Genomic DNA, 12,239 nt, shown 5'->3' on the forward strand with positions numbered 1-12,239 from the left:
ATGACATGGGTTATATTGAAGATATGAGAAATCTAGTAGGAAATCATCCACTTATTCTAATAGGATCACACGCCATTATATTAAATGAAAAAGATGAAGTATTGCTGCAACTCCGTACAGATTTTAACCGCTGGGGCATTATTGGCGGTGCCTTAGAATATAACGAAACATTAGAAGACGCTTTAAAGCGAGAAGTATATGAAGAAACTGGACTTATTATTAAAAATCCAGAACTATTCCGTACATACTCAGGGCCAGACTTCTTTCAAATCTATCCAAACGGCGATCAAGTACACGGTGTACTCGTTGTTTATATTTGCCGAGAATTTCATGGTGAACTTGTATGCGATCAAAGTGAATCAAAAGAACTACGCTTCTTTTCACTTGATGAATTACCTAATAATCTTCCCCCTGTTATTGAGAGGATTATTACAGATTATCAAAAAAATAAGGGAACGCTTAACGTTCCCTCTTAAATCCAATCCGTTTTTTAATTTCCGCTAAATTTACCTTTGCAATAGCGCGTGCCTTCTCAGCACCGTTTTCTAATGCTTCATATAATAAATCCGGCTCATTCATATACATTGCGTACTTTTCACGAGGTCCAGCTAACTCTCGATCTACAACGCGAAACAACTCTTTTTTCACATCGCCCCATCCGATTCCAGTCTCATATTTTTCACGTAATGACTGTATTTCGTCTTCTGTCGCAAATTCTTTATAAATTGTAAATAAGGTTTCTAGTTCTTTCGGTTCATTTGGAAGTGAAGAATCTGTTTTGATTTTAAATATTAACTTTCGTAGTTTTTCTTGCTCTGCAAATAATGGGATCACATTTCCGTAACTTTTACTCATCTTCCTTCCGTCAAGACCAGGTAAAATAGCTCCTTCTTCTTGTATGACATACTCTGGAAGTGTAAATGTCGTGCCAAATGTATGATTAAAATACGTCGCAATATCACGCGCGATTTCAATATGTTGAATTTGGTCTTTTCCGACAGGTACATGTGTAGCTTGAAATAATAATATGTCAGCTGCCATTAAGATCGGGTACGTATATAACCCCATGTTCACTCCCGCATCGACCTCTAACCCTGCTTCTTTATTTTGCTCCACCTTCGCTTTATACGCATGAGCACGGTTCATAAGACCTTTCGGAGTGAGGCAAGCTAAAATCCAAGCTAATTCTAGAATTTCCGGTACTTCTGTTTGCCGATAAAAAACAACATCTTCTCCAAGTCCAAGCGATAACCAAGTAGCTGCTACCTCTTTCGTATAACTGCTGAACTTTTCTGAATCATGCACAGCATTTAATGCATGATAATCAGCTATAAAGTACAATGCTTTTCCTTCATTATTCTTTGACATTTGTAATGCAGGTTTAATCGCACCAATATAATTCCCTAAATGCGGATAACCTGTCGGCTTAATTCCTGTTAACATTATTTTTTCACTCACACTAACTCCTCCTTTCTCAAAATAAAAAGAGCCCCTCATCCTAAAAAAGGACGAGAGACTCCCGCGGTACCACCTTAATTAGCTACCATTAGCTCACTTCATACTTCAATAACGTGAAGTAACCGTCTTTACCTACTCATTTCAGTTAGAAGCTCCAGAGTCCATTCCATATTCATCCCTTACTGATTCTCACCACATATCAGCTCTCTGAAAAGTTTCGAATATGTACTCTTCTCTTTCATTGCTTTTTCGTTATTTTTTACAGTTTATCACATTTCACTTCCAAACAAACCAAAATTTTCTATTTTATATAGAAGGAATTTCCACTTCAATTGTCTAATATTATATAGGTTTGCAGAAATATTCGAAACAACTTTGGAGGTTTTTTCATGGTAAAATATATATCCATTTTAGGTTCCACAGGATCCATCGGCACATCTGCATTAGATGTCGTTTCAGCTCATCCTGAACATTTTAAAATCGTCGGTTTAACCGCAAATTATAATATCGATCTTCTTGAGCAACAAATCAAAACGTTTCAACCTCGTATTGTAAGCGTTGCGACAAAAGACTTAGCAGACAAGCTTCGTACGCGTATTTCAGCAAATACAAAAATCACACACGGGACTGATGGCTTCATTGCAGTAGCTACTCACCCTGATTCAAATCTTGTATTAAGCTCTGTTGTAGGTGTTTCAGGATTACTTCCAACAATTGAAGCATTAAAAGCGAAGAAAGATATCGCTATTGCTAATAAAGAAACTTTGGTTGCAGCTGGACATATCGTAACTGAACTAGCGAAACAAAACGGATGTCGCTTAATTCCAGTAGATAGTGAGCATTCAGCTATTTTCCAATGTTTAAACGGAGAAAATAATAAAGAGATTGAGAAGTTAATTGTAACAGCTTCCGGTGGTGCATTCCGTGATAAAACACGTGATGAAATGCAAACATTACAAGCAAAAGATGCTTTAAAGCACCCAAACTGGTTAATGGGCGCAAAACTAACGATTGATTCTGCCACATTAATGAATAAAGGGTTCGAAGTAATGGAAGCGAGATGGCTATTTGATATTCCATATGAAAAAATTAATGTAATGATTCATAAAGAAAGTATCATTCATTCTTTAGTAGAATTTATTGATGGATCAGTTATGGCACAGCTCGGTGCTCCTGATATGAGAATGCCGATTCAATATGCGTTTCACTATCCTACTCGGCTACCTTCTTCCTATGAAAAATTAAATTTATTAGAAATCGGTAGTTTACATTTTGAAAAACCAGATTTAGAGAAGTTCCCTTGTCTACAATACGCATATGAATGTGGCAAAATCGGTGGTACTACTCCCGCTGTATTAAATGCAGCAAATGAAATTGCGAATGCGCTATTCTTAAAAAATGAAATTGCCTTTTTCGATATTGAAAAAACAATTTACAAAACAATTGAAGCTCATCATAACGTAAAAGATCCTTCACTAGATGCTATATTAGAAGCGGATCAATGGGCGCGCCAATATGCAAATGAATTGTTAATAAAAAAGCGCTAAAACAGTTCCCACTGTTTTAGCTCTTTTTTTCATGTATTCAACTTAACAAATCTATAACCGTGTGTAACTAACACTTTTAATATCGCATATCCTGGAATGGCTAAAATAATGCCCATAATCCCGAATAAGTTTCCGGCAGTTAAAATGATAAAAATGATAGTAATCGGATGAATATCTAACTTTTTACCCATAACTTGCGGAGAAATAAATTTACCTTCTGCTAATTGTACAACCATCATAACGATAATTACTTTTAACACCATTGCTGGCGAGTCGATAAATGCGATAATTAACGCTGGTGTAATCGCGATAATTGGTCCTACGTACGGAACGATATTTACAATCATCGCTAAAATCGCAAGTAATACCGCATATTTAATACCAATAATAAGATAACCAATTAATAGCATAATACCGATAAATAAGCTGACGATAATTTGACCTCTAATATACGAGCTAATCGCATAATGCATATCATCTAGTATTCTCATTGCTGCTGGTTGTCTTTGCTCTGAAATAAACTTTAAAAAGTGATTCGGCAATTGCTCACCATCTTTTAAAAGATAGAACAATATAAATGGAACCATTACAAATGTCAAAACAACCTCTGTAACAGTACTCAAAAATCCAGTTACATTCCCCGTTACTGATGATAATGACTTTGTAAAATCAACTGTGTATTCTTTTACCATATTCGCAACATTAATATTTAAATTCTCCTGAATTTTACCGAGTAAATTACTTTCCCCGAATCTACGTGCTGCTTGTTCAATCTCATGGCCAAAATACGGTAAGTTATCAATTAATGCATCAATTTGATCTTTAATAATAGGGATAACCGTTACAACTAAAAATACAAATAATCCTAGTACGATTAAATATATGGAAGCTATCGATACGATTCTTGAAACACCTTTCTTTTCTAAAAGCGAAACGAATGGATGTAAAATATAAAATAGCACGCCTGCTAATAGTACTGGGAAGAAAATTGTTTTTAAAAATACGATAAACGGTGTAAAAACAAATGATATTTTTGTTAGCAATAAAATATTAATGAACAATAACGCAAATCCAAGTAATACCGCCAAATAATTTTGTTCTCTAAAAAACTTTCTTAACTTATCTCTTTTTCTTATATTTATTTTCTCCAACGAAACCACCTCTTCGAATGATGAAAAGCCCTTATTCAGGGCTCTTCATCATAATCTATATATCTATTTCTTTGTAGCTTTCACTACAAATGATACAATAAAAATTAACACGATTGCACCTAATAATGCTGGCACGACATGAATCCCACCAAATGATGGACCAAAGGATCCAAATAATCTACCGCCTAACGAAGCACCTAATAAACCTGCGATAATATTTCCGAACATACCACCTGGGAAATTTTTACCTGTTATAGAACTAGCAATTGCACCTATAATAGCACCAACTATTAATGTGATAATCCATCCCATTTTTAGTCCTCCATTTCTATTATAGTTTGTATGATTTAATACAAACATATGTATTTATCATTGCTAATCATATTTCACTATAGAAATATATTTACTACTATTTTACATATGGAGATACATATATTATATGCAAAAAAGAAAAATATTGTCAAACTCACCCATAAAGCAATTATATTCATATACCATATTTAAAGGAGGCTTCATTATCTATGATTCTTAAGTTAAATTCCACTTCTTTTGAAGTAGCAACATCCATTTTACAGGTTCAAATTCCAGCTTATAAAGTTGAAGCAGACTACTTAAATAGTACTGCCATACCTCGTTTATATGATACTGTAAACGATATTCAAAATTGCGTTGAAACATTCTATGGATATTTTTCTGAAAATAAACTTGTCGGTTTTATTTCTTTTGTACAAGAAGAAAAACTAATCGATATCCATAGGCTAGTTGTATCGCCCGATTTTTTTCAAAAAGGAATCGCAACGAAACTCCTAATTTATATATTTAACATGTTTCCCTCTTCAATGACATACATTGTACAAACAGGTAAAGCGAATACCCCTGCTATTACTTTATATAAAAAACACGGATTCATTACAGTATCAGATACAATACTTCCTGACGGTATGATTCTTACGCAATTAAAAAAGACAGAATACACAAAATAATTTGACTTGTTCGCTCCTTTATGTTATTTTTTACTTTATAAAACCTTTTGCTGAGTCCAAATTTTGGAGCGGGGGAACCATTTTTGTAGCTATGCTACTTGGGGCGAATCTTTTTTAAGTAGGGAAACTCTCACTTCCCGAGTCCGACAGCTAACCTCGTAAGCGTAATGGGAGAGGAAGGTGCTTTTTGCCTATGTTACACATTTTGCCTCCTTAATTATAAATATGGGATCGATATCAAATAGTCACCTATATTTATAGAAAAGGAGAATGTATTATGTTACGTTTATCTGATCACGCAATAAAAATGATGGAGCAAAGACTTCGAATTGAAAAACAACGCACATATCAAGCAAATAAGGTTGTAGATAACTTACATCACAAATACTTCTTTCAGCATATTTTTCAACCGAAAAGATGAAGAAAATGTTTATTTAATATTAAAAAACACAAGGTGTGTCTTACAAAGACATTCCTTGTGTTTTTTATATTCTTTATAAAATTCTCACTACATTTAAGCTTGCTGTAATCGCACCTGCTATAGTAGTCACATGCCCTACACCTAACGGGCCATTTTGTAATATTAATGTTGAATTGGCACTCGTCACATTCACAAGAAGTGTATTTGAAATGGCTGGTTCGATTACTACAGTTGATGTCGTTACGTTTTGTATAAAACTCCCTGTTAGTTGCGTTCCATTTAATAGCAATCTAACAGATACTGTCTCATTCCCACCAGTCGCATCCCCTTGAAAATAGTAGCTTACTAAATATATTCCTGGCGTCGCTACTGTGACTGTCGTAGCACTAGTTAAAGATACACCAGTTCCATATACAGTGGATCCAGAATTAATTGGGATGTTGGCATTTGCTGCAATTGTGCTTGTTGATGTAGAAAAGAAATATCCGCCACCTGTCGATATAGCAGATGATCCTGTTGCTCCAGTTAAGCCTGTTGGACCCGTGGCACCTGTTGGGCCCGTTATCCCCGTTACCCCTGTTGCTCCAGTTATTCCTTGTATTCCTTGTATTCCGGTCGGTCCTGTTGCACCAGTCACTCCAGTCGCTCCGGTTGCTCCGGTTGCTCCCGTCACACCTTGTGGCCCTTGGATTCCTTGGATTCCTTGTGGACCTGTTGCTCCCGTAGGGCCGGTCGCTCCCGCCTGCCCCGTTACCCCTTGTGGACCTTGGATTCCTTGTGGACCTTGAGGACCCGTTGCTCCAGTAGGTCCGGTTGCTCCTGTTGGACCAGTTTCTCCTTGTGGACCTTGAATTCCTTGAGGACCTTGGGGACCCGTTGCTCCAGTAGGTCCGGTTGCTCCTGTTGGACCAGTTGGGCCCGCCTGGCCAGTTATTCCTTGTAGACCTTGAGGGCCTGCCTGACCAGTTGGGCCTTGTGGACCTTGCACGCCTTGTATCCCCTGAATTCCTTGGGGGCCGGTTGGACCAATTGGACCTTGTATTCCCTGAATTCCTTGAGGACCCGTTGCTCCCGTCTGGCCGGTTGGGCCTTGTGGACCTTGCACTCCTTGTATTCCTTGAGGACCGGTTGGGCCTATACTTCCTTGTGGTCCCTGAATACCTTGTATTCCTTGAGGACCAGTTGGACCGGTTATGCCACTCGGACCTTGTACGCCTTGCACTCCTTGAGGACCGGTTGGACCACTCGGACCTTGGATTCCTTGTAGCCCCTGTAAACCAGTTGGACCGGTCGCTCCCCTTACTCCTTGCTCACCTTGTATGCCTTGTAGACCTTGAGGGCCGGTTGGACCGATTGGCCCCTGTGCCCCTTGCACTCCTTGTGGACCAGTCGGACCGGTTGCTCCTACCGGTCCCTGGATTCCTTGTAGACCTTGCGGACCAGTCGGACCGGTTACTCCTTGTATCCCTTGTGGACCTTGAATGCCTTGATCACCCGTTGGACCCGTTGCCCCCATTGGTCCCTGTACTCCTTGCAAACCTGTTACACCAGTTGCTCCGGTCGGTCCCTGGATTCCTTGTACCCCTTGAATTCCAGTCGCTCCTGTTGCTCCGGTCGCTCCTGTTGCCCCTGTTGCTCCAGTCGGACCAGTTGGACCCCCTGGTGATCCTGCTGGACCGGTTGGACCAGTTGGACCTCCTGGTGGACCAGTTGGACCGGTTGCTCCAGTCGGGCCAGTTGCAGAACCTGTCGGACCAGTTATCCCAGTGGCTCCTGTTGGGCCGGTTGGACCTGGATCACCTTGTAAACCGGTTGGACCAGTCGGACCGATTACACCTTGCACTCCTTGTATTCCTTGTATTCCTGTTGGACCTACCTGCCCCATTTCTCCCTGGGGACCTTGTAAACCTTGAACACCAGTTTCCCCTTGTGGACCCATTGGTCCTTGCTCCCCTTGAATTCCTTGAGAACCAGTTGGCCCTGTTGGACCAATCGGACCCTGTATTCCTTGTATTCCGGTTACACCTTGTAAACCACTACCTCCTAAATTACCTTGCACACCTTGTATACCAGTATTTCCAGTTGGTCCAGTCGGACCAATTTCCCCTTGCACTCCTTGTATTCCTTGTATTCCTGTTGGGCCGGTTGGACCGATTTCTCCTTGCATTCCTTGTATGCCTTGTATTCCTGTTGGACCGGTCGGACCGATTGGGCCAGGAATTCCTTGTATCCCTTGAATACCAGTTGGACCAGTCGGACCTCTTTCTCCTTGTATTCCTTGAACACCTTGTATTCCCTGTGGGCCTCGTTCTCCCATAGGTCCTTGATTACCTTGAGAACCTTGTGGTCCAGTTAAACCAGTTGGGCCGGTTGGACCATTTTCTCCTTGCACCCCTTGCACTCCTTGTATTCCTTGTGGGCCGGTTGGACCGATTGGACCTTGTACGCCTTGTATTCCTTGCGGTCCAGTTGGTCCACCTAAAGCACCAGTTGGACCGGTTGGACCAGTGGGCCCCGTAATACCTGGCGGTGGAAAAGGAATAGGTGCTTGAAACTTACTACACTTATCTTGATTCTTCACAAGCATCTCCCCCGTTATAACTAACGTATCAAACTATTTTTAATACATTTAAACTAGCTGTTATCACACCAGATAATGTCGTTACATGCCCGATAGCTAACGGACCATTTTGTAAAGACAAAGTTGCATTTGAAGAAGTAACTTCAATGACCATCGTATTCGAAACTGCTGGTTCTAATATAAAAGTACCTCCTGTAACATAAAAAATAAAACTCCCTGCGACTTGTGTTCCATTTAAAGTAAGCCTCACTGAAATTGTTTCATTTCCGGCAGTTGGATCGCCTTGAAAATAATAGCTTACTAAATAAATTCCCGGCGTACTTAACGTTACAGTTGTTGCATTTGTTAAACTGACATCAGAACCAAAAACTGTAGATCCAGAATTAATTGGTATTAACGCATTCGCTGCAATTGTACTCGTTGAAGTAGAAAAGAAATAACCACCCCCGCTAGGTAAGCCAGTCGCTCCTGTCGCTCCCGCTATTCCCAAGAAACCTATTGAACCTGCACTACCAGTTGCTCCTGTCGGTCCCACCACACCACTTGGGCCCTGACTACCTTGTGCTCCAACTGGGCCTATACTACCACTAGCACCTGTCACCCCACTTGCTCCAATTGGGCCTTGCAACCCTTGAATCCCTTGTATACCTTGTATTCCTTGTGGACCCGTTGCACCTGTATTACCTGTCGTTCCCGTTATTCCTTGTATTCCCGTAATCCCTTGCACTCCTTGCACACCTTGTGGTCCAGTTGCCCCGGTTGCTCCAGTAGCCCCAGTTTCACCCGTTGCACCTGTAATTCCAACATTTCCTTGTGGGCCTTGTGGGCCTTGACTACCTTGCGCTCCTTGGACTCCTTGTGGGCCTGTTATACCGACTTCCCCTGCACTTCCTTGGGGACCTCTAATTCCTTGTGCACCTGTTGGACCGATAATTCCTTGCACTCCTTGTATTCCTTGCACTCCTTGCGCTCCTGTTGGACCCGTTATTCCTTGTAATCCTTGAGAACCTTGCAAGCCAATAGCTCCAGTCGGTCCTATTATTCCTCGCACTCCTTGAGGACCTTGTGCACCTTGTGTGCCTGTCAATCCGGTAGTCCCTTGTATCCCTTGAACACCTTGAGGACCTTGTATTCCAGCTGCTCCTGTTTCTCCTTGTATCCCTTGAACTCCTTGTATACCTTGTGATCCAGCAGGACCGGTTATTCCTCGGATTCCTTGTGCACCTTGAGCTCCTTCCGCTCCTGTAACACCAGCTGGACCAGCTACACCTTGTATTCCCACCATTCCTTGTGCACCTGTTGGACCGATTACACCTTGAATACCTTGAATACCTTTAGGGCCTTCTGCACCTGTTGGACCGATTACTCCCAGCGGACCTTGTATTCCTTGAGAACCTTCTGCACCTGTTGGACCGGTTATACCTTGGTTACCTTGAGGACCTTGTGCCCCTTGTACTCCAACTGCTCCAACTACACCTTGGGAACCTTGCGCTCCTCTTACACCTTGAGGACCTGTTGGACCGGTTATACCTTGCACTCCTTGCGCTCCAATTGGTCCTATCCCACCGCTTACACCTGTTGAACCAGTCGCACCCGTTGGACCTGTTGGACCTCCTGGTGGACCGGGTGGTCCAGCTGGTCCAGTCACCCCACTAGATGGACCAATTGGACCAGTTGTTCCCGTCGGACCGCCCGGTGGTCCTTCTGAGCCTTGAATACCAATGCTACCTGTCGCTCCCGTTATACCTCTTATTCCTTTTATCCCTTGAAAACCTGTTGCTCCCGTTATACCTTGTATTCCTTGCACACCTTGTGGTCCTTGTAAACCTATTGCACCTGTTATCCCCTTTATTCCACTTATACCTTGGGCACCTTGCATTCCAGTAGAACCAGTTGGACCCACTTCCCCTTGTATTCCTTGAGCTCCTTGCGGGCCTTCCTCTCCAGTAATTCCTTGTATACCTTGGAAGCCGTCTTCTCCTTGTATACCAATAGCCCCTTGCTCTCCTTGTATTCCTTGAACACCTTGAGGGCCTTGTGGACCAGTTACACCCGAGACTCCAGTTATGCCTCTCTCTCCTTGCATTCCTTGTGCCCCTGTTTGTCCTCGCTCGCCTATTTCCCCTTGTATTCCTTGTGTGCCTTGTATACCTTGACTACCAGCAGGACCCGTAGCTCCTTGTATTCCTTCTAATCCTTGTACTCCAATATCACCAATTAGACCTTGGTTACCGATTAATCCTTGAGCACCTTGGAGACCAGTCGGGCCAGTTATACCTTGCTCTCCTGTATCACCAATAACCCCTTGTATTCCTTGTGCTCCTGTTGTCCCTCGGGGACCTTGTATTCCCCTGATACCTTGAGGACCTTGGGGCCCAGTTGCTCCCGTCGGTCCAGTCACCCCTGTAGGACCAACAGGACCTTCATGCCCTCCAGTTGGACCGATTGGACCACTATTACCTGTCGGACCCGTTGCTCCTATAAGCGGAAGAGGCAGTGCCACTCCAAATTTTTTGCACTTTCTATGATGACGCACAACAATCCCCCTTCCCCAAAATAATTACACCTTTTATATGAAATGCATTTTTATAACAAAAGTACACATTTAACCTGAATTTTATTAAAATAAAGAAGCCTATCATTTGTTTGAAATGATAGGCTTCTTTTATAAAAACAGTTTATTTTCTATCTTTAATAATAAAAGTAGTCGGCACCATTCTAGCTTTATATAAAGAATAATACTTCGTAGACGGCTCAGTTAGTTCTCCATCAAACGAGCTTGATGGTTCAGGCTCTTCTATTCTCTCAATTTTAAATCCCGCTCTATTTAACTCATTTATGTATGTACTTATTTTTCTCTTATATAATGTCGCTTGTACATTTTCTCCTTTAAATGTTTCAAACGTAATGGGCGTTTCCTCATGATAAGAAGACTTTATAACAACTTCTTCTGTACCATACTGTAAACTTGAACATACTGGGTGCTCCCAACTAAAAATAAAACTTCCTCCTGGCTTTACATATGAATAAATCAGTTCCAACGTTTTTCTTAAATCTGAAGTCCAACCTAATGCATAAATGGAATATACAATATCAAAATACCCTTTCGGAATATCTCCTTCCTCTTCCATTGCTCCACATATTAACTTTGGATTCCACGACTGTAACGTTTCATGTGCCGTTTCAATTTGTGTTCTCGAAAGATCAAGTCCCCACAATTTTTCTGCGCCATGTTCCGCCATATACTGCAACGAATGTCCACTTCCACACCCAATATCAAGTACCTTTTTATCTTTAATTGAATCGAACAAATGAATCTCATCTTCAGATGCCGTATACGGTCCGTATTTCGGTAAACAATCCACTTGAAAAAATAAGGTGCAACTGTATCCCAACACTTTTTATTTAAAGCTAACATTTGCGTACCTTTCATATTTTACATTCCCCCCATCCATTTTTCTTTCTCTAATATTAATTACATATCATAACCAGATCGCCCTTTTCTCTTCGCCCGGTAGTTTTTCACTTTCGCAATCGTACCGCATGCTCTTCCTCCTTCTTCTCCAGCATACATACCGCACCATCTTTTACTTCCATTTCGCGAATGATCATAAAATACCCAGCGACAATCTGGACATGCTTTTAACCTTCCCCACACATTTTCTTGAATTGACATTAATACAATGCTTAACACTTTTGTATACACATTCTCTTCATATACTGGTTCATATGTAATACCTTTCATATCATCCTTTATATGTACATGAAATGGGTATTTCTCTAACCATTTTTGCAATGATCCTTTGCCTTCAATTGTCATCCGAATATCTTCTCGAAAACCTCTTAATTCCTCTATCGTATGAAATGGAAACTCTTCATCAAAATATTCTTTCATAAAGAGCTTTATATCTTCTTTTGTTTGCAGCAAATCAATTGGCTCTCTCGTATCGTTTGGTATTCTCCATGTATTTAAAAATTCCCGAATATATTCTAGTTCATTTGGAGCGTTTTGATTCAATTCGATCCACCTTCTTCTTAAAATTTACTTTTTTCTGACTTTATGTATAATTATAGTATAAAATAGTTAACCATCAAATA

Annotated in this window: 10 protein-coding genes, 1 pseudogene, 1 riboswitch and 1 other annotated feature; of the genes and pseudogenes, 4 read left to right on the forward strand and 7 right to left on the reverse strand. The window is 41.0% G+C overall.

Features of this window, described 5'->3' with window-relative positions:
* The first annotated feature begins 5 nt into the window (after nucleotides 1–5).
* Nucleotides 6–476, forward strand: a complete 471-nt coding sequence (locus GBN91_RS11805; RefSeq protein ID WP_152121536.1) for an NUDIX hydrolase — start codon at nucleotides 6–8, stop codon at nucleotides 474–476.
* On the opposite strand, the gene GBN91_RS11810 is transcribed toward GBN91_RS11805, so the two are convergent.
* Nucleotides 460–1,458, reverse strand: a complete 999-nt coding sequence (locus GBN91_RS11810) for a tryptophan--tRNA ligase (protein ID WP_152121537.1) — start codon at nucleotides 1,456–1,458, stop codon at nucleotides 460–462. The two genes, GBN91_RS11805 and GBN91_RS11810, sit on opposite strands and share 17 nt — an antisense overlap.
* Before the next feature lie 43 nt (nucleotides 1,459–1,501).
* Nucleotides 1,502–1,709 (reverse strand) — a binding site (T-box leader).
* A gap of 138 nt (nucleotides 1,710–1,847) precedes the next feature.
* Between GBN91_RS11810 and GBN91_RS11815 the strand changes: the two genes are divergently transcribed.
* A complete protein-coding gene (locus GBN91_RS11815) occupies nucleotides 1,848–3,005 on the forward strand; it encodes a 1-deoxy-D-xylulose-5-phosphate reductoisomerase (protein ID WP_152121538.1) in 1,158 nt (385 codons plus the stop codon).
* 29 nt (nucleotides 3,006–3,034) lie between these two features.
* Here the strand turns inward: GBN91_RS11815 and GBN91_RS11820 are convergent, their stop codons facing one another.
* Nucleotides 3,035–4,156: an AI-2E family transporter gene (locus GBN91_RS11820; protein WP_000411484.1), complete on the reverse strand. Its 1,122-nt coding sequence runs from the start codon at nucleotides 4,154–4,156 to the stop codon at nucleotides 3,035–3,037.
* 63 nt (nucleotides 4,157–4,219) lie between these two features.
* On the reverse strand, nucleotides 4,220–4,468 hold the full coding sequence (locus GBN91_RS11825) for a GlsB/YeaQ/YmgE family stress response membrane protein (RefSeq protein ID WP_000539731.1): 249 nt from the start codon (nucleotides 4,466–4,468) through the stop codon (nucleotides 4,220–4,222).
* Between the two features lie 209 nt (nucleotides 4,469–4,677).
* On the opposite strand from GBN91_RS11825, the gene GBN91_RS11830 reads away from it, so the two are divergent.
* Nucleotides 4,678–5,139, forward strand: coding sequence for a GNAT family N-acetyltransferase (locus GBN91_RS11830; RefSeq protein WP_000601229.1), 462 nt, complete (start codon nucleotides 4,678–4,680; stop codon nucleotides 5,137–5,139).
* 38 nt (nucleotides 5,140–5,177) lie between these two features.
* Nucleotides 5,178–5,320, forward strand: a riboswitch (cyclic di-AMP (ydaO/yuaA leader).
* A gap of 96 nt (nucleotides 5,321–5,416) precedes the next feature.
* Nucleotides 5,417–5,560 (forward strand): hypothetical protein, encoded by a 144-nt coding sequence (locus GBN91_RS28860; protein ID WP_000945243.1) that lies wholly within the window; start codon nucleotides 5,417–5,419, stop codon nucleotides 5,558–5,560.
* 73 nt (nucleotides 5,561–5,633) lie between these two features.
* Here the strand turns inward: GBN91_RS28860 and GBN91_RS11835 are convergent, their stop codons facing one another.
* From GBN91_RS11835 to GBN91_RS11850, 4 genes and pseudogenes are all read right to left on the reverse strand, one after another.
* Entirely contained in the window at nucleotides 5,634–8,147 is a 2,514-nt protein-coding gene (locus GBN91_RS11835) for a BC_3345 family exosporium-associated protein (protein ID WP_152121539.1), read from the reverse strand.
* A 22-nt stretch (nucleotides 8,148–8,169) separates the two neighbouring features.
* Nucleotides 8,170–10,677, reverse strand: coding sequence for a collagen-like protein (locus GBN91_RS11840; RefSeq protein WP_152121540.1), 2,508 nt, complete (start codon nucleotides 10,675–10,677; stop codon nucleotides 8,170–8,172).
* 142 nt (nucleotides 10,678–10,819) lie between these two features.
* Nucleotides 10,820–11,574 (reverse strand): annotated as a pseudogene (locus GBN91_RS11845) (class I SAM-dependent methyltransferase).
* A 42-nt stretch (nucleotides 11,575–11,616) separates the two neighbouring features.
* Nucleotides 11,617–12,159, reverse strand: coding sequence for a CGNR zinc finger domain-containing protein (locus GBN91_RS11850; RefSeq protein ID WP_049108501.1), 543 nt, complete (start codon nucleotides 12,157–12,159; stop codon nucleotides 11,617–11,619).
* Nucleotides 12,160–12,239 lie beyond the last annotated feature (80 nt).

It is taken from the genome of Bacillus sp. B1-WWTP-T-0.5-Post-4 (assembly GCF_009183795.1).
Lineage (GTDB): Bacteria > Bacillota > Bacilli > Bacillales > Bacillaceae_G > Bacillus_A > Bacillus_A cereus.

Coding starts and splice junctions, on each gene's coding strand:
- GBN91_RS11805 (WP_152121536.1), top strand. CDS start 6: ATGGGTTATATTGAAGATATGAGAAATCTAGTAGGAAATCATCCACTT.
- GBN91_RS11815 (WP_152121538.1), top strand. CDS start 1,848: ATGGTAAAATATATATCCATTTTAGGTTCCACAGGATCCATCGGCACA.
- GBN91_RS11825 (WP_000539731.1), bottom strand. CDS start 4,468: ATGGGATGGATTATCACATTAATAGTTGGTGCTATTATAGGTGCAATT.
- GBN91_RS11830 (WP_000601229.1), top strand. CDS start 4,678: ATGATTCTTAAGTTAAATTCCACTTCTTTTGAAGTAGCAACATCCATT.
- GBN91_RS28860 (WP_000945243.1), top strand. CDS start 5,417: ATGTTACGTTTATCTGATCACGCAATAAAAATGATGGAGCAAAGACTT.
- GBN91_RS11835 (WP_152121539.1), bottom strand. CDS start 8,147: ATGCTTGTGAAGAATCAAGATAAGTGTAGTAAGTTTCAAGCACCTATT.